General features: G+C 72.5%; 22 protein-coding genes. 15 read left to right on the top strand and 7 right to left on the bottom strand.

Going from position 1 to position 22,197, the window contains the following annotated elements:
• Positions 1 to 18 precede the first annotated feature (18 nt).
• From N4G70_RS17870 to N4G70_RS17855, 4 genes are all read right to left on the bottom strand, one after another.
• Positions 19 to 597: a nuclear transport factor 2 family protein gene (locus N4G70_RS17870; RefSeq protein WP_261713648.1), complete on the bottom strand. Its 579-nt coding sequence runs from the start codon at positions 595 to 597 to the stop codon at positions 19 to 21.
• The gene (locus N4G70_RS17865; protein WP_261713647.1) at positions 594 to 1,955 is read right to left on the bottom strand and encodes a BTAD domain-containing putative transcriptional regulator; all 1,362 of its coding nucleotides are present in this window, start codon (positions 1,953 to 1,955) and stop codon (positions 594 to 596) included. Before N4G70_RS17865 ends, N4G70_RS17870 begins: the two co-directional genes overlap by 4 nt.
• Before the next feature lie 335 nt (positions 1,956 to 2,290).
• On the bottom strand, positions 2,291 to 2,674 hold the full coding sequence (locus tag N4G70_RS17860; protein WP_261713646.1) for a nuclear transport factor 2 family protein: 384 nt from the start codon (positions 2,672 to 2,674) through the stop codon (positions 2,291 to 2,293).
• An 84-nt stretch (positions 2,675 to 2,758) separates the two neighbouring features.
• Complete coding sequence (locus N4G70_RS17855) at positions 2,759 to 3,997, bottom strand: MFS transporter (RefSeq protein WP_261713645.1); 1,239 nt, start codon at positions 3,995 to 3,997, stop codon at positions 2,759 to 2,761.
• A 550-nt stretch (positions 3,998 to 4,547) separates the two neighbouring features.
• Here N4G70_RS17855 and N4G70_RS17850 point away from each other — a divergent pair.
• The 9 genes from N4G70_RS17850 to N4G70_RS17810 all read left to right on the top strand — a co-directional run bounded on the left by N4G70_RS17850 (position 4,548) and on the right by N4G70_RS17810 (position 13,589).
• Positions 4,548 to 5,183 carry a hypothetical protein gene (locus N4G70_RS17850; RefSeq protein ID WP_315904266.1) on the top strand — a complete coding sequence of 212 codons (636 nt, stop codon included), beginning with the start codon at positions 4,548 to 4,550 and terminating at the stop codon, positions 5,181 to 5,183.
• Between the two features lie 56 nt (positions 5,184 to 5,239).
• Positions 5,240 to 6,910 carry a GH3 auxin-responsive promoter family protein gene (locus N4G70_RS17845; protein WP_261713784.1) on the top strand — a complete coding sequence of 557 codons (1,671 nt, stop codon included), beginning with the start codon at positions 5,240 to 5,242 and terminating at the stop codon, positions 6,908 to 6,910.
• Positions 6,911 to 7,023: 113 nt separating this feature from the next.
• Positions 7,024 to 7,881 carry an SAM-dependent methyltransferase gene (locus N4G70_RS17840; RefSeq protein ID WP_261713644.1) on the top strand — a complete coding sequence of 286 codons (858 nt, stop codon included), beginning with the start codon at positions 7,024 to 7,026 and terminating at the stop codon, positions 7,879 to 7,881.
• On the top strand, positions 7,878 to 9,323 hold the full coding sequence (locus tag N4G70_RS17835; protein ID WP_261713643.1) for an NAD(P)/FAD-dependent oxidoreductase: 1,446 nt from the start codon (positions 7,878 to 7,880) through the stop codon (positions 9,321 to 9,323). The genes N4G70_RS17840 and N4G70_RS17835 overlap by 4 nt, the downstream gene beginning before the upstream one ends.
• Positions 9,320 to 10,495 (top strand): hypothetical protein, encoded by a 1,176-nt coding sequence (locus tag N4G70_RS17830; RefSeq protein WP_261713642.1) that lies wholly within the window; start codon positions 9,320 to 9,322, stop codon positions 10,493 to 10,495. The genes N4G70_RS17835 and N4G70_RS17830 overlap by 4 nt, the downstream gene beginning before the upstream one ends.
• The gene (locus N4G70_RS17825) at positions 10,492 to 11,295 is read left to right on the top strand and encodes a DUF6182 family protein (protein ID WP_261713641.1); all 804 of its coding nucleotides are present in this window, start codon (positions 10,492 to 10,494) and stop codon (positions 11,293 to 11,295) included. Before N4G70_RS17830 ends, N4G70_RS17825 begins: the two co-directional genes overlap by 4 nt.
• A 1-nt stretch (position 11,296) precedes the next feature.
• Positions 11,297 to 11,947 carry a substrate-binding domain-containing protein gene (locus N4G70_RS17820; protein ID WP_261713640.1) on the top strand — a complete coding sequence of 217 codons (651 nt, stop codon included), beginning with the start codon at positions 11,297 to 11,299 and terminating at the stop codon, positions 11,945 to 11,947.
• The gene (locus N4G70_RS17815) at positions 11,947 to 12,747 is read left to right on the top strand and encodes an alpha/beta fold hydrolase (protein WP_261713639.1); all 801 of its coding nucleotides are present in this window, start codon (positions 11,947 to 11,949) and stop codon (positions 12,745 to 12,747) included. The genes N4G70_RS17820 and N4G70_RS17815 overlap by 1 nt, the downstream gene beginning before the upstream one ends.
• A complete protein-coding gene (locus tag N4G70_RS17810; RefSeq protein WP_261713638.1) occupies positions 12,741 to 13,589 on the top strand; it encodes a class I SAM-dependent methyltransferase in 849 nt (282 codons plus the stop codon). Before N4G70_RS17815 ends, N4G70_RS17810 begins: the two co-directional genes overlap by 7 nt.
• A gap of 42 nt (positions 13,590 to 13,631) precedes the next feature.
• Here the strand turns inward: N4G70_RS17810 and N4G70_RS17805 are convergent, their stop codons facing one another.
• Both N4G70_RS17805 and katG read right to left on the bottom strand, forming a co-directional pair.
• Positions 13,632 to 14,342: a restriction endonuclease gene (locus N4G70_RS17805; RefSeq protein ID WP_261713637.1), complete on the bottom strand. Its 711-nt coding sequence runs from the start codon at positions 14,340 to 14,342 to the stop codon at positions 13,632 to 13,634.
• Between the two features lie 222 nt (positions 14,343 to 14,564).
• Positions 14,565 to 16,796, bottom strand: coding sequence for a catalase/peroxidase HPI (gene katG, locus N4G70_RS17800; protein WP_261713636.1), 2,232 nt, complete (start codon positions 16,794 to 16,796; stop codon positions 14,565 to 14,567).
• Positions 16,797 to 17,442: 646 nt separating this feature from the next.
• On the opposite strand from katG, the gene N4G70_RS17795 reads away from it, so the two are divergent.
• The 5 genes from N4G70_RS17795 (at position 17,443) to N4G70_RS17775 (ending at position 20,710) form a co-directional block, all read left to right on the top strand.
• A complete protein-coding gene (locus N4G70_RS17795; protein ID WP_261713635.1) occupies positions 17,443 to 17,853 on the top strand; it encodes a Fur family transcriptional regulator in 411 nt (136 codons plus the stop codon).
• A gap of 133 nt (positions 17,854 to 17,986) precedes the next feature.
• Complete coding sequence (locus N4G70_RS17790) at positions 17,987 to 18,376, top strand: cell division protein SepF (RefSeq protein ID WP_161251283.1); 390 nt, start codon at positions 17,987 to 17,989, stop codon at positions 18,374 to 18,376.
• Between the two features lie 176 nt (positions 18,377 to 18,552).
• Entirely contained in the window at positions 18,553 to 19,713 is a 1,161-nt protein-coding gene (locus tag N4G70_RS17785) for an AAA family ATPase (protein ID WP_261713634.1), read from the top strand.
• A complete protein-coding gene (locus N4G70_RS17780; protein WP_261713633.1) occupies positions 19,710 to 20,093 on the top strand; it encodes a nucleotide pyrophosphohydrolase in 384 nt (127 codons plus the stop codon). Before N4G70_RS17785 ends, N4G70_RS17780 begins: the two co-directional genes overlap by 4 nt.
• A 125-nt stretch (positions 20,094 to 20,218) precedes the next feature.
• Positions 20,219 to 20,710 carry a DUF6099 family protein gene (locus tag N4G70_RS17775; RefSeq protein ID WP_261713632.1) on the top strand — a complete coding sequence of 164 codons (492 nt, stop codon included), beginning with the start codon at positions 20,219 to 20,221 and terminating at the stop codon, positions 20,708 to 20,710.
• Between the two features lie 63 nt (positions 20,711 to 20,773).
• Here the strand turns inward: N4G70_RS17775 and N4G70_RS17770 are convergent, their stop codons facing one another.
• Positions 20,774 to 21,016: a hypothetical protein gene (locus N4G70_RS17770; protein ID WP_261713631.1), complete on the bottom strand. Its 243-nt coding sequence runs from the start codon at positions 21,014 to 21,016 to the stop codon at positions 20,774 to 20,776.
• A gap of 249 nt (positions 21,017 to 21,265) precedes the next feature.
• On the opposite strand from N4G70_RS17770, the gene N4G70_RS17765 reads away from it, so the two are divergent.
• On the top strand, positions 21,266 to 22,195 hold the full coding sequence (locus N4G70_RS17765; protein ID WP_261713630.1) for an LLM class F420-dependent oxidoreductase: 930 nt from the start codon (positions 21,266 to 21,268) through the stop codon (positions 22,193 to 22,195).
• The last annotated feature ends 2 nt before the right edge of the window (positions 22,196 to 22,197 follow it).

Here is a 22,197-nt window from a genome sequence, read left to right as displayed (position 1 = left end):
CATAGCCCACAAGGGGATTCATGAGTCCAGCTGCACCTTGAACGCCGCGTAGTTGAAATAGGCCCAGGCTTCCTTGATGAGGCCCTTGTCGTCGAGCTGGAAGATATTGATCCCGGACCAGTTGACCGGGCGGTTCTTGAGGGTCACCGCCGCGCCGCGCCAGGAGACCGCCACGAAGTCGGCGGTCATATGGGCCTCGTTGGGGGTGATGCCGAGGAAGGGCCGGAAGCTCGGCAGGATGGAGTGGATGCGCTTCCTGATGGCCTCGCGGCCCACCAGCGGCGGCTGGCCCACCGGGTCGTGGAACACGCCCTGCGGGGTGAACGTCGCGGCCCAGGCGTCGGCGTCGGCGCGCTGGGACGCGAGGAAGAATTCCAGGACCGCGCGCGGCATGGCGGGAAAGCCCGCGTGGCCCTGCTCCAGCGCGATGCCCGGCGCGTGACCGGACGTCGCGGACGGATCCGCCGCGTTTCTCGGCGCGGCTGCCTCGGCGCGGGCACCGGGCACGGTGAGGACGGCGGCGGCCGCCCCCAGCGCGGCACCCATGCCGAGTATGTGGCGGCGGGCGGGGCGGGTGTCGGGTGCGTTGGTGGTCATCCTGAGGTCTCCTCCGAAGGCATGTGCGGTGACGTGAGTACGACGACGCGTACACCCCTGTTCCCTTCGGGCCGCAGCGCATGGGAGATCACGTTGATGGGCTCCGGCGTGATCTGCGGAAGGTTCAGGGTGAAATGGTGGCCGGATCGCGAGGAGACGTCGATGACGTCGTCGCGGGCCAGCATCTCGCGGAGCGTCGGGTCCTTGTGGGTGGCGGCGTTGATGGCACGGAAGAACGGGTCCTCCGGGCGCTCGCGTAACGCGTTGCGGACGATGCCCAGATAGACCATCGCGTGCTCGTCCCAGGCGTGCAGGACGGTGCGCGCGGACGGGGCGAACAGGGCCCAGCTCAGCAGGTTGGAGCCCTCCGCCCGCAGCCAGGGGAACCAGCGCTCCATGGCCTGGTTGCGGTGCAGGACGTTCCAGTGCGCGTCCAGGACGTAGGCGGGCAGCGGCTCGTGGCCCCGGAGCAGCTCCTGGATCCACGGCGGGACCCGGCGGTGGACCGAACCCCTGGACGGCGCGGGGCGGCCCGGATCGGATTCCGGGGACGGCGTGCCGGGTCTGCCGCTCACCGTCTCCTTCAGATCGCGGTAGAAGTCCCGGAGGGCCTTCGAGGGCGTCGGCTGGGGGGTGCCGGCCAGGACCTTGCGCAGCCGGTTGTACTCCTCGATCGCCTCCAGGCGGCGGCCCGACGCCGCGAGGGTGCGGATGAGGATGCCCCAGACCTTCTCCTGGACCGGATCGAGGCGGATCTCCCGGCGCAGCCGCGCGACGACCGCGCGGGTGTCCAGGTGCTCCAGGCCGAGCCGGCACCAGGTCTCCAGCGCCGAGCTGCGCTCCTCGTGCAGGGCCACGGCCTCCCCGGTGAAGGGACGGCCCGCCATGCCCGCGAGGGCTCGCCCGCGCCACAGGTCGAGGCCCTGGGTCAGGGTTTCGAGGGCCTCGCGGCGCTTGCCCTCCTGGATGAGCAGCGAGGAGCGCTGGATCGCCTCGCGCCACAGCCCGAGGTCGATCTGCTCGGAGGGAAGGAAGATGCGGTAGCCGCCGGGCTCGGTCCTGATGAGGTCGCTGCCGCCCGGGAGTTCGCGGCGCAGGCGGGAAACGGTCTTGCGGATCTGGTCGATGGCGCTCTCCGGTTCGTCGCCCTCCCAAACCGCCTCGATCAGACGGTGGTTGGGGGTGACATGAGGGGCGGCGAGCAGGAGATGGGCCAGTACGCGGCGGGCGACGTCGCCGCGGATGTCCACGAGTTTGCCACGGGAGTCGTGGACTTCGAACCGGCCCAGCAGCTTCACCGAGATGACCGGCGGGAGGGACCGGCGGGGTATCAGGGGGATCCCAGACGTTCTCAACACGGTTGTCTGTACCTTCCGTTGCGCGGCGCGTGGCGGCACCATGGTGTCCGGCTGACGGTGCGAACACCGAGGGCGGATGCACAGTGTCCCGGGCGAACATTGCATGCCGGATTCGAGCGTGTGTCCCCCGGCCGGGGGGGGGTGGTGGCCGGGGGGCACACGCCGATCTGGGGAACCGCGTGGAGATCGGCACAGGAGCTGACGGGACGGATTCGGTGGCCGGATCCGTCCCTTCGCCGTGCTCAGGGCGTCGCCGGCGGATCAGGCGCGTACACCTGCCGGGTGACCGGCGGGCGCGGGCCGTGGGGGGACCGCGACGGGCCGTCGGCCGGGTGTCAGAGCTGGGCCTCGAAGACGGCGTGGTTGAAGTACGCCTTCGCCTCGCGGATGAGGCCGGTCTCGCCGAGCTCGTACACGTTGATGCCCGACCAGTTCACGGGCTTGCCGTTCTTGGCGACGGCCGCGCCGTGCCAGGAGACGGCGACCGACGTGCCCACGGTGTGGACCTCCAGCGGCGTCAGGCCGAGGAAGGGGTCGAAGTTGGGGATGACGGACTTGATGAACGCGCGGATCGCCTCGCGGCCCTCGATGGGCTTGGAGCCGACCGGGTCGTGGAAGACGGCGCCCTCTTCGAAGGCGTCGGCCCAGGCGTCCGCGTCACCCTTCTGGGAGGCGCTGAAGAACTGGAGCACGGACTTGGGCATGGCGGGAAACGTCATGGCCTGTTTCTCTCTTTCGCTCTGGTCGGACGTGCGGAGGGTGGTTCGGTCGGGAAGAGGGGTGTGGGGGCAGGGCGGGCCGGGTCAGGCCGTGGCGCTCGCGGCGCCGCGGCCGTCGTAGCGCCGCATGGTGGGCACCGCGAGGAGCCCGGCGATCGCGAGGACCGCCTGGAGGGCGCAGACGGCGCCCCAGCCGTGCCAGGAGAAGCACGCGCTGGCCAGGGCCGCGGCGATGGCACCGCTGAGGAACGCGGCGACCATGTACACGGTGTTGGCGCGACTGCGGGATTCGGGCAGGTAGGAGAAGATCCGCGCCTGGTTGGCGATCTGGCTCCACTGCACGGCCACATTGGCCAGGAGCACCGCGAGGAGCATGAACACCAGGGTGTTGCCGCCGAGCGCGTAGGCGCCGGCCGACAGGAGGGTCATCGCCAGGGACACCGCGATGATCGGCGCGGCTCCCTTGCGGTCGATGTACCGGCCGGCCCAGGGAGCCACGAAGGCCCCGGCGAGCCCGACCAGTCCGAACAGGCCGGCGGTCGCGCTGCTGTAGTGGTACGGCTCCTGGGCGAGGGCGAAGACGAGGGTGGTCCAGGTGGTGGTGTACGCCCCGAACAGCGCGCCGTGCATCAGACAGGAGTGGCGCAGCGCCGGTTCCTGGCGCAGCAGCGCGGGCAGCGAGGCGAGGAGCCTGCCGTACGGCATGGCCTGTCGGGCACCCTCGCGGGGCAGCAGGGCCAGCGTGACGAGACCGCTCAGGGCGGTCAGGACGGCGGCGAGCAGATAGACCGCCCGCCAGCCGAGCGCCTCGCCCACCAGACCGCCGATGACGCGGGAGCCGATGATGCCGCTCATGAGGCCGATCTGCACATTGGCCACGACGGAGGCACGCCGCTCGGGCGGTGCGAGTTCGGCGGCGAGCGGCACGAGCACCTGGGGGATCACGGTGACGCCGCCGATGAGGGCGGCGGCCGCGGCCAGGACGGAGAGGGCGGGTGCGGCGGCGGCCATCAGCAGGGCCAGGACCGTGCCGCTCAGCATGACGGTGAGCAGCGGGCGCCGGCTGCGGATGTCGCCGAGCGGTACGAGGAAGAGGATGCCGGCGGCGTAACCGAGCTGGGCGCAGGTGACGACGATGCCCGCCGAGGACGAGGACACGCCGAGGCCGTGTGCGAACAGGGTGAGCAGGGGCTGGGCCAGATAGACGTTCGCGACCGTCGCGCCGGCGCACACCGCCATGGCGAGGAAGAGGACGGGCCGCACCGGCGCGGTCGCGCTCGGTACGGGCTTGGGCGGCGCCGGGATGGTGTCTGAATCCGACATGGGAGCAATCCCTGGGGTCGAGGGGTCGACGGAGAGAGATGGGCCGTGGTGCGAACCGGGCCCGTGGGGCACCCGGGGTTCGTCACCGGCCCGTTCCATGGGGCGTACAGGGAGCGCCGAGAAAGCAGCGCCGCCGGTGGGTGGAGCGGAGCTGCGCCGCTCGCCGCATTGGCTATGCTCCATGAATACATCAACCAGTTGGTTTAAGTCAACTGGTTGGTTTAGTTGATTGTCGCGCGGCCCCGCCCCGGGCCGGCACGCTCGCGGCCCCCGGTCGGAACGCGCTGCGCAGGGGCCGGTATGCGCCGCGCGGCGCACTCCCGACTCGCCCGCCTGCCAGGCCCGTTGGGCACATTCACGCCACGGCCGGGCGGGCCGTTCGCGGCGCCGGCAACCCCCTGAGGTATTTCGGGGGTAGGTGAAAGGAACGCGCCCTTGCTGTCATGAGGCCCCCGGTGAGCGACTACCTCTTGGAGCAAGGGCATGGCCGATCTGCCACGGATACGCAAGGCGTCCGGCGACGCCGGACGCGCGGCGGGGGAGGCCGGCCGTGGCTGACCAACTCCGGCCGTTTTACGTGCTGTTGGGTCCGGACGGCGCGGGCAAGTCCTCCGTCATGGCCGAGGTCGCCGCCCGGCTGCCCGGCCTGCGCACCCTGTCCACCGACCACGGCCTCGTCGGCCCCGGACACGCCCTCGTCGGCGCGCTGCGCCGCAACGTCGTCGAGGACGTCCTGCCGCACCTGGGCACGTACTACTCCACCGACTTCCTGGCCAGCGTCCTGCAGACCGCGGTGGTGCATCTCAGGGACGAGCTGGAGCGGCACCAGGACGACGTGCCGCTGCTCATGGACTCCTACTACTACAAGATCCTCGCCAAGTGCCGGCTGGCCGGGATCCGGCACAACCCCATGTACACCTGGTGGCGGTCCTTCCCGCAGCCCCGCGTGGTCGTCTACCTCGACGTCTCTCCCGCGTCCGCCTGGGCGCGCTCGGGTGAGGGTGCGCGGCTCAACCCGCTGGAGTACTTCGGCGACCGCCCCGAGTGGCTGGGGTTCGAGAGCTACCAGAGGAGTCTTCGCAAACTGATGCTGGAAGAGGTGCGGGACGTGCCCGTGACGATCATCGAGGAACAGCCGAGCGCGGCCAGGGCCGCCGAAGCCGTGGTGGAGGTGCTCTCCCTGTGACCACCGACAGCGCGGCCGTCCGGCCCCCCTCGCCAGAAGTGAACTCCCGCGCCACCGTGGACGGTTGGGTGGCGCCCGGGCACGCCGAGCGCTACCGCGAGCGGGTCTTCGCCGAACGCGCCCGGCTGACCGAGGCCCTCGGCGACCTGCGCGGGCACCAGCAGGCCGTACTCGGTGACCTGCTCGACTTCAACTCCGGCACCGAGTTCGGCAAGCGGCACGGCTTCGGCCGGATCCGTGACATCGACGACTTCCGCAAGGCCGTCCCCGTACAGGACTACGCCGCCCATGCCCCGCTCATCGAACGGATGGCGGCGGGCGAGCCCAACCTGCTCTCGGCCGATCAGCCCGTCGTCTACTTCACCAGTAGCGGAAGCACCGGCGCCCACAAGAAGATCCCGGTCACCCCGCGCTTCATGCGCACCACCTTCTTCCCCTTCTACTACGCGGCCTGGGCCCCCCTCATCGAGAACCACCCCGATGTCATGCGCCGGCCCGACGCCGTTCTCAACCTCAAGCACGACCCGCTGAGCGCCCCGCCCACCACCTCCGGCGGCCGGCCCCATGTCGGCGCCAGCCAGGTCGACTTCGGCGGGAAGTTCGGCGAGCCGCTCTCCGCCGAACTCGGCACCGCCGCGCCCTGGGGCACCCTCCCCGTGGACGTCGCTCCCGACGACCACCTGGAGAAGATGTATCTGCGGCTGCGGCTTGCCGTGCAGAGCGATGTGCGCTGCCTCATCGGCATTAATCCGGCCATGATCGCGGCCGTGCCGTACCAGCTCGGCCTGTGGTGGGAACGGATCGTCAAAGAGGTGCGGGACGGAACCCTGAATGGTGTGCCCCATGGAAGTCCGGACCCGGCACGCGCCGCCGAACTGGCGCGGCTCGCCGACTACTTCGGGACGGTGACCCCGGCCCAGGTGTGGCCGCGGATGAGCGCCCTGTTCGGCTGGACCACCGGCGTCGCCTCCCTCTATCTGCCCTCGCTGTGCGAGCGCTTCGGCTCCGGCGTCGCCGCACTGCCGGCGCCGGTCGCCGCCTCCGAGGGGCCGGTCGGGGTGCCGCTGGACCGGCACGGCTCGGCGGGCAGCCTGGTCGTCACCGCCTCCGTGTACGAGTTCGTGGACGCCGACGCCGACCTCACCCCCGACGCCGAGACGCTGCTGCCCCACGAACTGGAGGCGGGACGCGAATACCACGTGATCTTCAGCCATGTCGGAGGTCTCTACCGCTACGCCGTGGGCGATGTCGTACGGGTCGTGGACATGCCCGGCGGCGTGCCCCGGGTCGCCTACGCGGGCCGCGCCAACCGGTCCGACGCGGTGGGGGAGCGGCTGCGCGAATCCCAGGTGATCCGGGCCGTACGCACCGCACTGGACGCCACCGGTCTCGGCCTCGTCAACATCGCCTGCCGCACCGAGCGCACCTCCCGCGAGAGCGCCCCGCACTACGTCTTCGCCGTCGCCCCGCGATCCCCCTGGCAGCGGGCCGAGGCGGACCGCTTCACCTCCCTGGTGGACGCGGCCCTCGCGCGGGAGTCCGCCGACTACGCCCGGGCCCGCACCGACCACCGCCTGGCGGCCCCCACCCTGCGCCTCCTGGACCGGGACGCCTTCCAGCGCGACTGGCACGCCGCGGTCGCCACCGGCATCCGCCCCACCCAGGTCAAGGACCGCCTGTTCCGGCAGGACACCACGCTCTGGCACCGCCTGACGGGAACCGCCTGACCCACCCGCCCCAACAGCCGCCCCCCACCGGCCGGTTGGGCGTCCAGGTGCCCCGGCCCGCGCCCGTTCCCACCCCCGAACACGCCGATCACCCACGCACAAGGAGAGCCCCGATGACCGAACTGCTCAACCCGGTGGAGCGGACCGCCCTGCTCACCGCGGCACTGCGGGGCGCCGAGACCCAGCGCGCGGACCGGCTCTACGAGGACCCGTACGCCGCCCGGCTGTGCGGCGACGCCGGGCCCGAGCTGCTGGCCGAGGTGCGCGCCGCCACCTTCCCGCCCGACCGGCCGCGTTCGCTGCCCAGCACCCCCGACTACAACGCCATCCGCACCCGGTTCTTCGACGACTTCCTGCGGGACGCCGCGCGGGACCCGCGGATGACGCAGATCGTGCTGGCCCCCTCCGGCATGGACTCCCGTGCCTACCGGATGACATGGCCCGACCACATCCGCTACTTCGAGATCGACCGGCCCGCCGTCCTGGAGTTCAAGGCCGACCGCCTCCAGGGCGTCACCCCCCGCGTGGCGCACCACTCCGTCGCCGTCGACCTCACCGCCGACGACTGGGAGGACCGGCTCGTCGCCGCCGGCTACGACCCGGCGCTGCCCTCGACCTGGCTCCTGGAAGGGCTGCTCTACTACATCCCCGAACCCGACACGCGCCGCATGCTGGAGCGCGTCGCCGCGATCTCCGCGCCCGGCAGCCGCATAGCGGCCGACCTCGTGAACGCGGCCGCGCTGACGCTCCCTCAGATGCGCGGCCTGCTCGACGTGTTCGCGAACTGGGGCTGCCCCTGGCTGTTCGGCAGCGACGAGCCCGAAGCGCTCTTCGACGCGTACGGATTCGACGTCGCCGCCGTCCAGCCCGGCGAGCCCGGCGCCGACTTCGGCCGCTGGCCCGACCCCGTACCGGAGCGTTCCGTCAAGGACGTGCGCCGGGTGTTCTTCGTCCACGGGCGGCGGCGTTGACCACGCCCGGCGCCACCCCCGTCGTCGTGGTGGGCGGCAGCATCGCCGGGCTCGCCACCGCCCTGGCCCTGGCCGAACGCGGCCTGCCCGTACGGGTCCTGGAACGCTCCGCCCCGCCCCCGGAAGGACCCGCCGCCAAGGCCGCCGAACTGTGGGAGCGCCCCACCGTCCCCCAGAGCGGCCACTCCCACATCCTCACCTCGCTCGGGGTGCGCGTGCTGCGCCGGCGGGCGCCGTGGCTCCTCGAAAGCGCCCTGGCGGACGGCGCCCAGCTCCTCGACCTCACCGCGGCCGCGCCCGCCGGGCCCCGCGAACCGGCCGACGACGACCTGGTGGCCCTCGCGGTGCGCCGCACCTTCCTCGAACTGCTCCTGTACCGGGGGGTGCGGAACCTGCCGGGCGTCACCCTGGAGCACGGCACGACCGTGCGGGGCCTGCTCCTGGACCCGTCCCGGACCCGCGTCACCGGTGTCGTGACCGGCCTCGGTGCCCCCGTGCCGGCCCGCTACGTGGTGGACGCCACGGGCCGGCGCGCCGCCTCCCTCTCCTGGCTGGCGGACGTCGGTCTGCCGGTGGGCGTCGACCTGACGGGCCCCACCGAGCTGCGCTGCTTCACCCGCTTCTACCGCCTGGACACACCCGGCCAGACCTTCCCCGGGCCGCTCAACCGGGGCAACGCCGCCGGAGGCATCTGGGACCACTGGGCGGCCGTCGTGCACCCCGCCGACAACGGCACCTTCGCCATCGCGCTCGGGGCGCCGACCGCCGACCCGGCCACCGACGCCCTGCGCACCCCGGCCGGTTTCACCGCCGCCGCCCGGCTGTCGCCGCATGTGGCGCCGTGGACGGACGAGCGCGTCGCGACGCCCCTGTCCGAGGTGCGGGCCATCACCACGCCCCCGAACGTGCTGCGCTCCACCGCGCGGCCCGGACCGCGCCAGGCCACCGCCCTGTTCCCCGTCGGGGACGCCGCCTGCGTCACCGACCCGCTGTACGGGCGCGGCATGTCGCTGGCCCTCCAACACGCCTTCGAACTGGCCGAGTTGCTCACCGCGCACCCCGAGCCGGGCAGGGAGCAGAGCGAACGCGCCGTGCGTCTCGCCGACGACCTCTACCGCCCCTGGTTCGACCAGGCCACCCACGACAGCGGGGCGCGCGCCGCGCTGTGGCGCTCCCGCGCCGAGGGCGCCCCGCCGCCGCCCGCCCCACCCGCCCCGCGCGGCCGCCCCCATCTCGCGGAGATCGCCGGGGCCGCCGCCGGCGACGCCGCGGTCTGGCGCGGACTCGTCCGCGTCTTGATGGGTCTGAACACGCCCGAGGACGTCTTCGACGCGGCCGGCTTCACGCAGCGGGTGCGCCGCGCCCCCGCCGCCCCGGCCGGGCAGCGGCCCCCCACCCGTGCGGAACTGCTCGCCGCCCTCGGCGCCGGGGAGCGGAGATGAGGGCCGGCGCGGCGACGGCCACCGCCCGGCCGGTCGAGGAGCCGGCCCCCGGCACCCGGCGCAAGGTGCTGCTCGCTCCCGTCACCGTCACCCCGTCCAAACCCCTGACGCCCAGTCACCTCAAGGGGCTGCTGTGGGCGGACGTCATGTACCGGGCCACCCGGCCCTCCGCCGACGTCACGTTCCGCTACAGCCACACCACCTACCACCTCACCGAACAGACCCTGGGTTTCTGGGAGTTCCTCGACCGCACCCAGGGCGACACCCACTACGCGGACCTGACCGAGACGGACATCGGTGAGCTGTACGTCCGCTACCGGGCCGAGGGCCGGCCCCCCACCGCCGGCGACCTGCGCCCCTACGCCGAGGCCGTCGAGAGCAACGGCTTCGTACACCCGGCCGCGGCCCAGGTGCTGCGGCTGTGGCAGGGCCACTACGAACGGCTCGGTCTGCACGACCCCGGACTGCTCTCCCACCAGCCCCCCGGGTTCGCCCTGGAGGAGATGATCGAGGACCTGCTGGCCGCGGGCCTCGGGCTGGACCAGCGGGACGTGGGCGGCCCGGTCTACCTGGACGCCACCCGGTACGGCCTGCCGCTGCGGCAGATCGTCACCGCCGACGGCCGCCCCAACTACCTCGCCTGCGCCCTGCGCGAACTCCTGCCGCTGGCACCCCACTACGACGAGATCGCCGTCCTGTACGACCGTGAACTCGACCCCGACTACCGCCTGTTGGAGCGCGTACTGGCCCACAAGGGGCCCACCGTGCACCGGGTGCCGATCGGCCGCGTCCCCATCGACGGCCGGATCACCTCGGCCCGGCACGGCGGCTGGCACGACCACACCGTGGACACCCTGCTGCGCTCCCTCACCGACGCCGCCGACCCCGCCGCTCTCCGGCTCGGCATGCGGCTCTACTTCATCGCCACCCTCGGACCGGGCCAGCGGGAATCCTTCCGGCACGACCTGCTCCGCAAAAGCCTGCTGCGCGCCGAACACCTCCTGGACCGCGCCGAACAGGCCCCCGAGCCGGGCCCCGACGCGCTGCCCGCGCTGCTCCAGCGCCACCGCCGCGGCCACACCCACATCGACCCCTACCGGCTCACCTCGTCCCTGCTCAGCCGGCGCGGCCCCGCCCCGGCCCGCTCCCTGCTCACCACGGTGTCACCATGAACCCTCACGTCCTCGACTCCCCGCGCGCACCCGGCGTCCCCCTCGAGGAACCGACGCGCCTGGGGCCCGAGCTGCTGCTCAGTGTCGCGGCCGGTCGGCTGCGCGCGGCCCGCCCCGAACTGGCCGCGCGGTGCGACCTGACCACCCCCCAGGGCCTGCTCGGCGCGCGGGCCGCCCTGGCCGCCGAGGCGGAGAGCGACCCGGGCGGCCCGCATCTGGTCGTCGCCGTCGTGGACCGCTTCCACCTCCCGCGATGGGTGGCCGAGACCTGCCGGTTCGCGCTGTCCGTGCCGCGGGAGCGCGCCGCGTCATGGCGGCGGGACTTCACCCGGACCGTGTTCCTCGCGGGCCGCCCGGACAACCTCGCCGAACGCTTCGCCTTCGACCACGTGGCCGACGACGGCTCCGCCGCGTGGGCGGGGCCCGCCCCGCAGGAGACCACCACCGCCCTGCGCCGCCTGCTCAAGACGCTCGACGCTTCCCGGGAGCTGTCCGCGTGGAGCCCCCTCACCATCGAGGTCCCCGGGCCGGCCCACGGCGGCGCCAGCCGCCCGCCCCTCCACCGGGACCTCTACATCGCCACCGCCCAGGTCACCATCTCCCAGCTCCTGGTTCAGGTGAACCACCTCCTCGTCGAGGCGGTCCTGGACCAGCTGATCGCCCCCGGGGACCGGCTCACCCTGCGCTCCGTGCCCCGCCTGACCGGGCTGGCCCTCCCCTTCGCCGCCCTGCGCGTCGACGCCGACCCCCGGCGCACCGACGCACTCCGCGCCTACGCCGCACTGACCGAGGAGACCTGAGATGCCCCCCACCCCGCCCGCACCCACGACCGGGAAGCAGGCTCCGCCCCGCCGCGTCCGCCTGGGCATCCACGGCGCCTCCCACCTCGCCACCCGCATCATCACGGGCGCGGGACACCGCCCGCAGGACGTGGACTTCGTCCCGTACGACGTCGCCGAGCCGTTCCGTCCGCTGCGCGAACACACCGTGGACGTCATGATCGTCAAATACGGGCTCCAGGAACCGGACGTCGCCGTCAGCGGGCCGGTGGCCCACGACGGGCGCGCGCTGATCGTCGGCGCCGGCCACCCCCTCGCGGACCGCGCCTCGGTGTCGATCGAGGAAGCGGCCCTCTACGACGCGTTCTCCTGCCCCGGTCAATTCCCGCCCTACGTCTGGGACTTGGTGGTGCCGCCCCGCACCCCCACCGGCGTTCCGCTCCGGCGCGTCCATCCGATGACCACCGTCGAGGGCATGGCCGAGATCCTCGCCACCACCCACGCCGTCCATGTGTCCTTCCAGTCGCTCGACGCGGTGCTGCCACCCCACATCAGGGCCGTACCCATCCACGACCTGCCCCCCGCCCCCGTGACCCTGGCCTGGCTGCGCGACACCCCCCTCACCCCGCGCGCCGCAGCCCTGGTCGCCGACGCCGAACGGAACGCCCCCTGATGCCCGACACCCCCCGCCCCGCGCCCCTGCCGGTCGTCCTGCTGCACGCCCTGCCGCTCGCCTCCCCCATGTGGGACGCCCCGGCACGCGCCCTGCGCGCCCGCGGCCACACCGTCCTCACACCCGACCAGCGCGGCTTCGGTGCCACCCCCCTGGGCGCCGAACCACCCTCCCTGGAGACGGTCGCCGACGACCTCGCCGCCCTCCTCGACGAGCACGGCATCCGCGAAGTGGCCCTCGCCGGATGCTCGATGGGCGGATACGTGGCCATGACGTTCCTGCGCCGCCACCCCGGCCGGGTCCGCGCCCTGGCCCTGTTCGCGGCCCGCGCCGCCCCGGACACCCCCCAAGCGGCCGCCGAACGCCGCAGGTTCGCCGACCTGATGCTCGACGACACCCTCCGCGACCAACTGGTCGCACGCACCACCCCGCTGCTCCTGGGCGCGGGCACCCGGGAGCGCCGCCCCGACCTGGTCGAGGAGGTCCTGACCATGGCGAAGGGGGCCGCTCCCGAGGCGGTGGCCTGGGCGCAGCGCGCCATCGCGGAGCGCCCCGGCTCGCTGCCCGTGCTGCGCGTCACCGACATCCCCGCCCTCGTCGTCACGGGCGCCGAGGACGAACTCGTCACCGCGCAGGACGCCGCCACCACGGCCGAGGCCCTGCCCCGCGGCCGGCTCGTCACCCTGCCCGGCGCCGGCCACCTCCAGCCCCTGGAGGCACCGGACCAGGTCACCGACCTCCTCACCGCCCTGCTCGACGACGCCACCACACCGGATCGGAACGGGTACAGCACATGCTGACGACAGACCACGCGTCCTGGGGGCACACGGCCTCCACCGGCCTCGGCTTCACCCACGAGGAGATCGTCGACGCGCACTTCGCGGCCTGCGCGCCGCACTACCGGGCCGCGCTCGACCAGGTGGGCCTGCGCCCCGGCCTGCACGTCCTGGACGCCGGTTGCGGCAGCGGCGCGTTCCTGCCCTGGCTGTCCGACCTGGTCGGCCCCGACGGCGGCGTATCGGCGATCGACCTGGCCGAGGAGAACGCGGCGCTCGCCGCCGAGCGCCTGGGCCGCCACCGCGCGCCCGGCACCTTCGAGGTCCGCCAGGGCGACGTGGGCGACCTTCCCTACGTGGACGACTCCTTCGACGCCGTGTGGTGCGCCAACACCACCCAATACCTCGACGACGACGAACTCGCCCGCGCCCTGGGGGAGTTCAGGCGGGTCGTGCGGCCGGGCGGACTCGTCGCCGTCAAGGACCTGGACGCCTCCCTCATCAGCGCGGGCCCCGGCGACCCCTTCCAGTTCACCGACTTCCTCCGGCACGCCGCCCACACCCCCGGCTACGCACGCCAGTTGCTGCGCACCCGCCGACTGCACCGCGCGCTCGACGAGGCGGGCCTGGTGTCGGTGCACCAACGGACGACGCTGATCGAGCACCACGCCCCGCTGGAACCGGCGGCCCTCGCCTTCTACACGCAGGCGTGCGCCAGCATCGCCCGCCAGGCCACCGAGGCCGGATTTCCCGGCGACTGGACGCCGTTCCTCGACGCGGACGGCGCGGAGCACCCGCTGCGCGGACCGCACGGCTACATCAGCGAGGGCAACACGCTCGCCGTCGGCACGGTCCCGGCCCCCTGAACACCGGGGCGGTCGGGGCGGGCACAGCCGCGCGCCGCCACCTCACAGCGCGGGGAGCTCCCACGGCGCCGGGCCCGTCCCGTTGTTCCAGGCGCGCAGGAACGTACCGTCGAAGCAGAGGATGGCGCACTGCTCGGCATAGCCGAGGGCCGGGTCCGTGAACTCGCTGGTGGTGACGACCACGGCCAGCTCGGCGTCGTGCACCGCGTAACAGGTGCCGCCGAAGCGCTGGAGGTCCTGCGAGCCCACCTTGTGGCCCGGCGCGTAGCACTTGCACTGGATGACGAGCCTGCGGCCGTCCGGCGTGGTGGCCAGGACGTCCGCGCCGAGGTCGCCCGCTCCGCCCACCACCCGCACGTCCGAGCAGCCGTCGCGCTCACACAGCCGTGAGACCGCGTCCTCGAAGGCCAGCGGGTCGATGTCGGCGCAGTCGGCGGCCTGCGGTGCGCCGACGGTGGGCGGCAGCACGGGCGCCGGAGGCTCCGGGGCGACGGCCGCTTCCAGCGCCGCTCTGCGGGCCGCGCGGCGCAGCCAGTTGCTGCGTATCGCCGCGGTGGACAGCAACAGCAGGGCGAGCAGCGCCAGGACGGCGCCCAGCGGATGGGAGTCCGGCTGCACGGCCGTCCGGAACGTCAGTGCCACTCCCCACAGGACGAGAGCGACCAGGCCGAACCCCAGCGAGGTGGTGCGCAGACTGAACGCCTGGCGCCGACGCTGCGCGAGGGCGGGGTGGCGGCGGACCGGCATCGTCATCGGTGGGCTCCTTCGAACTGCGGACTCGGGACCGGGAGGGCGGGCGGGCAGCGAAGCGACCCCGCGCCCAGCAAGATCACTCCCGTCTCCGTCTGCCCGCCCCCACCCCATCCACGCGGCCCGGAACGAGGACGCCCAACTGCCGCGCCCCCCACGCCTGTTGGCGTGAGGGGCGCGGCGGCACGTCCGGGCCGGCCCCGCAGGACGGCCCGGGCGGGTGGGTCAGACCAGATCGAAGCGGTCCAGGTTCATGACCTTGGTCCACGCCGCCACGAAGTCGTGCGTGAACTTCTCCTTCGCGTCGTCGCTCGCGTACACCTCGGCGACCGCGCGCAGTTCCGAGTTGGAGCCGAACACCAGGTCGGCGCGGGTGCCCGTCCAGCGGACGCGGTCCGTGGCACTGTCGCGGCCCTCGAAGGTGTTCTGGTCCTCGGACGTCGCCTTCCACGTCGTCCCCATGTCGAGCAGGTTCACGAAGAAGTCGTTGGTGAGCGTCCCCGGGGTGTCGGTGAACACGCCGTGCGCGGACTGCTGGTAGGTGGCGCCCAGGACCCGCAGGCCACCGACGAGGACCGTCAGCTCGGGGGCGCTCAGCGTCAGCAGGTTCGCCTTGTCGAGCAGCAGGTACTCGGCCGGCAGCCGGTTGCCCTTGCCCAGGTAGTTGCGGAACCCGTCGGCCGCCGGCTCCAGGGCGGCGAAGGACTCCACGTCCGTCTGCTCCTGCGAGGCGTCCACGCGGCCCGCCGCGAACGGCACCTCGACGGCGACGCCGCCGTCCTTCGCGGCCTTCTCCACCGCCGCCGCTCCGGCCAGCACGACCAGATCGGCCAGCGAGATCTGCTTGTCGCCGGACTGCGCCGAGTTGAACGCCGAACGGATGCCTTCGAGGGTGCGCAGCACCGCCGCCAGCTCGTCGGGCTCGTTGACCTCCCAGCCGGCCTGCGGCTGGAGCCGGATGCGCCCGCCGTTGGCGCCGCCGCGCTTGTCACTGCCGCGGAACGAGGACGCCGCAGCCCACGCCGTCGACACGAGCTGCGACACCGTGAGCCCCGAGGCGAGGACCTGCTCCTTGAGGGAGGCGATGTCCTGGGCGTCGACGAGGTCGTACGTCCGGGCCGGCAGCGGGTCCTGCCACAGCAGCTCCTCGGAGGGGACCTCCGGCCCGAGGTAGCGCACGACCGGGCCCATGTCGCGGTGCGTCAGCTTGTACCAGGCGCGGGCGAAGGCGTCCGCGAACGCCTGCGGGTCCGCCAGGAAGCGCCGCGAGATCTGCTCGTACGCCGGGTCGAAGCGCAGCGACAGGTCGGTCGTCAGCATCGTGGGGGCGTGCTTCTTCGACGCGTCGAAGGCGTCCGGCACGGTGTCCGAACCGGCGCCGTCCTTCGGCCGCCACTGGTGGGCGCCGGCCGGGCTCTTGAACAGCTCCCACTCGTAGCCGAAGAGGATCTCGAAGAAGCTGTTGTCCCAGGCGGTCGGCGTGTTCGTCCAGATGCCCTCCAGACCGCTGGTGATCGCGTCGGGACCCACACCGGTGCCGTGGGTGTTCCGCCAGCCCAGGCCCTGCTGTTCGAGCGAAGCGGCCTCGGGGTCGTCACCGACCGCCTCGGACGGGCCCGCGCCGTGCGTCTTGCCGAAGGTGTGGCCACCGGCGATCAGCGCGACGGTCTCCTCGTCGTTCATCGCCATCCGGTGGAACGTCTCACGGATGTCGCGCGCCGCCGCGATCGGGTCCGGATTGCCGTTGGGGCCCTCCGGGTTGACGTAGATCAGACCCATCTGGACCGCGCCGAGCGGGTTCTCCAGCTCACGGTCGCCGGTGTAGCGCTGGTCGTCGAGCCAGTTGGTCTCGGGACCCCAGTACACGTCCTCGTCGGGCTCCCACACATCGGCACGGCCACCGCCGAAGCCGAAGGTCTTGAAGCCCATCGTCTCCAGCGCCACATTGCCGGTGAGGACCATCAGGTCGGCCCACGAGATGCTCTTGCCGTACTTCTTCTTGACCGGCCACAGCAGCCGGCGCGCCTTGTCGAGGCTCACGTTGTCCGGCCAGCTGTTGAGCGGCGCGAAACGCTGCTGCCCGGCCCCGGCACCGCCCCGGCCGTCGCTGATCCGGTACGTGCCCGCGCTGTGCCACGCCATACGGATCATCAGCGGACCGTAGTTGCCGAAGTCGGCGGGCCACCAGTCCTGGGACGTCGTCAGGACCTCGGCGATGTCGCGCTTGACCGCCGGCAGGTCGAGGGCGTTGAACGCCTCGGCGTAGTCGAAGTCCTCACCGAGCGGGTTGGCCACGGCGGGGTTCTTGGCGAGGATCTTCAGATTGAGCCGCTCCGGCCACCACTGGCGGTTGCCGCCGCCCTGCGTCGGGTGCGGGGCGCGCTGGTGCGCCACCGGGCAGCCGCCGGTGCCCTCCGTCTTGGCATCGGTGACGATTGCATCGGGATTCTCGGACATGGCAATCCTTCTTGACTCGGTGGATCACATTGCTCAGGAACTGCGGGCGGTGAAGAAGCCGGAGCACGGGCCCCGGGTGTCGCGGGCGCCGGCCGGGGTACCTGCCCGATGGGCGGGCCCACCGGCCGGATCATCGACCCCGGACGACGGAGGCGGCATCGTTACGGTCACGAGGCCGGGGCGGCCGACCGCGCGCGTGGTCATCGGCCGCGCGGCGCACACCCGTGGGCCGGCACCCCGCGTCCTCGCGGCGGTGATCCCCATGACGTCCCTGTCTGGTGGGTGGGTTGGGTCGTTGAGTCCTGTTGCGGGTGGGGCGAAGTCTTCCTGTCCCTAGGCTAGCGGCGCCATCGATCCTACGATGGACCAAATCCAAGTCAAGAAGAACACCAAACCCATATTCCTTCGGCCCCACCTCGGCCCCCCACCCCGGGGCCACCGGCTCCCGGGCCCGGAGGCCCCGGAGATCCCGGAAACCCCGGGAGGCCCTGGGGACCCCGGAAGATCCTGGGTACCCGTACCGGGACCTACCGCCGGGGCCCCGACAAACCCTCCCCATCCCTACGGGTCCCTTCGGAACGCGAACGCCGCCTGGCACACTTCGCGTATCGCGATCGACCCCCGAACCGTGGACAGGTGAACCGGAATGAGTGACCTGCTCGAACGGCTGCGAGGGCGCGGCTGGCGCATGACCTCCCAGCGACGCGTCGTCGCGGAGGTCCTGAACGGCGAACACGTGCACCTGACCGCCGACGAGGTCCACGTCCGCGCGGCCCGACTGCTCCCCGAGATCTCCCGCGCGACCGTCTACAACACCCTGGGCGAACTGGTCTGCCTCGGCGAGGTCCTCGAGGTCTCCACCGACGGCCGCGCCAAGCGCTACGACCCCAACGCCCACCAGCCGCACCAGCACTTGGTGTGCTCGCGCTGCGGCACCATCCGCGACGTCCACCCCACCGGCGACCCGCTGTCCGACCTCCCCGCCGGGGAACGCTTCGGCTTCACCCTGTCCGGCGCCGAGGTCACCTACCGCGGACTGTGCCCGTCCTGCGCCTAGCCCCGCTTTCGCCCCGGCGCCGGCGGAATGAGGCGCAGCCGACACCCCCGCAAGCCGTGTCGAAGTTGGGCTGAACGGGTGAGCGGCGTCATCATGGCCGGATGCAGATACAGCACGTGGGCGAGGTGGTCCGGTGAGCAGGTACGACGTCACCGACGAACAGTGGGAGGGGCTCGCCCAGGTCGTTCCGCTGCGCGGTCGCAACGAATGGCCGTCCAGAGCCGACCACACCACGATCCCCGGCGACTACGCGACCGTCGAACAGAGGCGCTTCGTCGTCCTGCGGGTCCAGATCTTCGCGGACGCCCGTGAAGTGGCGGAATACCTCATCGCCCAGATCCCGGTCCTGCTCGACCTGACCGGTGCCGATCCCGAAGTCGCCAAGCGCATCCTCGACTTCAGCACCGGCGTCGTCTTCGGCCTGGGCAGCGGCATGCACCGCGTCGACCGCAACGTCTTCCTGCTCGCCCCGGCGGGCACCGAAGTGGAAGGCATCGCGGCGGCGGCGGTACCGCACCCCTGAACCACCCGCACCCCTGAACCACCCGCACGACGTCCCCCGCACGACCTCCCCCCGGCCACCTCCCGTTCCACCGCCCCGCCCAGGACCGTCCCGCAGCGCTGTACCGTCCCTCATTCGTAGGAAGGTCAACGAGGCGGAACGGTTCGTCAGTTTTGCGGCTGCGTACGGTCCCGGTCATGACCACCGCGACCACTGCCAGTGACCGAACCGGCCGCCCGGATCGACCCACCGTCACCCAACTCCGGCTCTCCGCCTTCCGGACCCACCGCGGCGCCACCATCCCGCTCGGACCCCTCACCCTGATCACCGGGCCCAGCGGCAGCGGCAAGACCAGCGTCCTGGAAGCCTTCGAAGCCCTCGCCAGACTCGGCTCCGGCGCCGCCCTGGGATCCGTCTTCCGCGACCCCTCGGGCTGCGTGCCCGAACGCGCGGGCGCCGACGCCCAGGGCCGCCGCGGCTTCCGCATCGGCTGCACCGTCGACGGCCCCGCCGGCCCCGTCCGCCTCGACCTCGCCGTCCAGGCCGAACCGGAACTCCGCATCGTCGGCGAACGTTTGACCAGCGAAGGACAGACCCTCCTCAGCACCGCCCTGCGCGACCCGGGCCGCTCCACCGTCCAGGCGGCCTGGCACACCGCGGGCGCGGTGCCCGTCACCCGCGCCCCCCTGCCCGACGACCTGCTCGGCACCGCGCTGCTTCCGCTGCGGGTGGCCGGCAAGACCGAAGGACAACTGCGCGTCCTGGCCGCCGCCGAGCAAGTCGTCGTCGCCCTGCGCTCGGTGTTCCCCTGCGACCCCCAGCCCCAGCACATGCGCGAACCCGTCGTCCCCGGCCAGGGCGGCGGCGGCCGGCTCCGGCGCGGCTGCGACAACCTCGCCGAAATCCTGCGTCGCACCCGCACCGAATGCGGCATCCGCCACGGCCGGCTCGTCAGCGCGGCCCGCGCCGGGTGCGTCGGCCCCGTCACGGGCCTCACCACCGAAGAACGCGCCGACGGCACCTTACGAGCCGTCCTCGCCCGCGGCGCCACCCTGCACGGCACCCCCGTCGACCGGCTCGGCGAGGGCGAACTGCGCTACCTCGCCCTCGCCCTCGTCCTGCTCACCGGGCCCGGCGTGCTGGCCGTGGACACCGTCGCCGAAGTGCCACCCGCCATGCAGACCCTCACCGTCGTCGCCGACGGACTCGACCGCGCCCTCGATCCCCGCCAGAGCCGCGAACTCATCGCGCTGGCCGCCGAGATGTGCGCCCGCGGCCACATCCGCCTCCTCGCCGCCGTCGGCGACGCGGGTGCCCGGGAAACCCATGGGGCCACGGTGGTAGACCTGGGGCCGTGAACCACCAACTCGACCTACCGGCCCTGCAGAACAGGCTCGCCGCCTTCGCCGCCGCCCGCCACTGGCAGCCCTACCACACCCCGAAGAACCTCGCCGCGGCCCTCAGCGTCGAGGCCTCGGAACTGCTCGAAATCTTCCAATGGCTGACCCCGGACGAGTCGGACCGCGTGATGGCCGACCCGGACCGGGCCCACCGCGTCACCGACGAAGTCGCCGATGTCCTCGCCTATCTGCTCCAGTTCTGCGGCGTGCTCGGCATCGACCCGCTCACCGCCCTCGCGGCCAAGATCGACCGCAATGAACTCCGCTTCCCCGCACCGGGACCCCGCAAGGACCCGAACAACCCGCCGACGAACACGGAGAGTCACTCTCCCGAGTGACCGAGATACTCACAACGGCCTTGCTGTGCACAGATTTCCGATTTCCTCTGGCTTTCCGGCCCGCAGACGCTCACGCTAGGTAGTGGACACCAACCTCGGGTCCGCCCTACGAACGGGGACATCGGATGGACGCCGTACGGCTCCTCAAAGCCAGCCAACACGCCCTGGCCCAAAGCCGGGCCGTGCTCGACATCGTGGCCGAGGCCTGGCAGGCACAAGCCCTCGCCCAGGCCATCGGCGGCCACCTCGCGGCCACCGGCCCCCCAGAACTGAGGGGCGAGGCCCGGGGCCTCAGCGAAGCGGGCAGCCGGGGCTGCGCCGTACTCGACCACCCGGGCCTGCGACGCGACGGAATCCGCGCCGCCCAGCTCTCCGAAGTGACCGACGCCGCAAGCGTGTTGACCTCCCTGGGCGGCCTGCTCGGCGACGTCGCCATGGCCCTGGTCTCCGTCGCCTGCGCCACGGACGAGGAGGGCCTGTACTGGCAGTGCATAGAGGCCATCGACGCCGCCGACGAATCGGGCGACCGGGTCCGCGGCATGCTGCGCCGGCTCACCTTACGAGAGCGGGACAGATCGGCCGAGATCCTGCGGGACTCGACGACGGGCCCGCCATGACCGGCGCGGACGAAAGCCCCGACGACACCCGTGCTGCCCGTGCTGCCCGTGCCACCCGTGCGGTCAGTGGTGCTCGCGCGGCTCGTGCCCAAGGTTCTGCCGGGGCTCCTCCGGGTCGCCGGCGGGCGACGTGCGGTCGGCCGTGGACTGAAGCTCCGCGTCGAGCTGCGTCAGATCCGCGTTCAGCGCTGCCATCAACTCCTCCATCTGCTGCAACAGCCCCTTCGGCGCACCCTTCCGCTCGGCTGCGGACTGCGGCGGCGACTGCTGCGGCACAGCCTGTTCGGGTACGGCTTCCTGGGACATGGCGGCCTCCTCGGCCCGAGCCCTCCCGCACGGCGGGCAGGGCGCAGAGTCGGTCGACGCCCCGGTCAAGGCCGCCGACACGCGGGCCGGGCGGTCCGGCTCCGCCCGAGCCAACGACCGCTCGACGCCAACGTCACTGGTCAGAGGGGGCGCGCCGGGGTCGTTCGACGAACTTTCACCCGACCGGGCACTCCTGCGCCGGATGGCACAGACGGGGTTGACGAGGGCCCCACGGTGCAGGATGGGGGCATGGATCTTCGCATCTTCACCGAGCCCCAGCAGGGCGCCGGCTACGACACCCTCCTGACCGTCGCCAAGGCCACCGAAGACCTCGGCTTCGACGCCTTCTTCCGCTCCGACCACTATCTGCGCATGGGATCCGCCGACGGCCTCCCGGGCCCGACCGACGCATGGATCACCCTGGCCGGCCTCGCCCGGGAAACCAAGCGGATCCGGCTCGGCACCCTCATGACGGCCGGCACCTTCCGGCTGCCGGGCGTACTCGCCATCCAGGTCGCCCAGGTCGACCAGATGTCGGGCGGCCGGGTCGAACTCGGCCTGGGAGCAGGCTGGTTCGAGGAGGAACACAAGGCGTACGGCATCCCCTTCCCGAAGGAGAAATTCGCCAGGCTGGAGGAGCAGCTGGCCATCGTCACCGGCCTCTGGGCCACCGAGGTCGGCCACACCTTCGACTTCCACGCCACCTACTACCAGCTCAGCGACTCGCCCGCACTGCCCAAGCCCGCCCAGACCAAGGTGCCCGTCCTGATCGGCGGACACGGGGCGACCCGCACACCACGACTCGCGGCCCAGTACGCCGACGAATTCAACATCCCGTTCGCCTCCATCGAGGACAGCGAGCGGCAGTTCACCCGGGTGAAGGCGGCCGCCGAAGCCGCCGGACGCCGGGCAGACGACCTCGTGTACTCCAACGCGCTGGTCGTCTGCGTGGGGAAGGACGACGCAGAGGTGGCCCGCAGGGCCGCCGCCATCGGAAGGGAGGTGGAGGAACTCAAGGCCAACGGACTCGCGGGCTCGCCCGCCGAGGTCGTGGAGAAGATCGGCAAGTACGAGGCGACCGGATCGTCCCGCATCTACCTCCAGCTGCTCGACCTCGACGACCTCGACCACCTCGAACTGATCTCCTCGAAGGTGCTGCCGCAACTGAACCGGGCATGAGC

It is taken from the genome of Streptomyces sp. ASQP_92, from assembly GCF_025399895.1.
In the GTDB taxonomy this organism is placed as follows: domain Bacteria; phylum Actinomycetota; class Actinomycetes; order Streptomycetales; family Streptomycetaceae; genus Streptomyces.
Note: the sequence above shows the minus strand (reverse complement) of the source record. Positions and strands in the feature narration are given on the sequence as shown.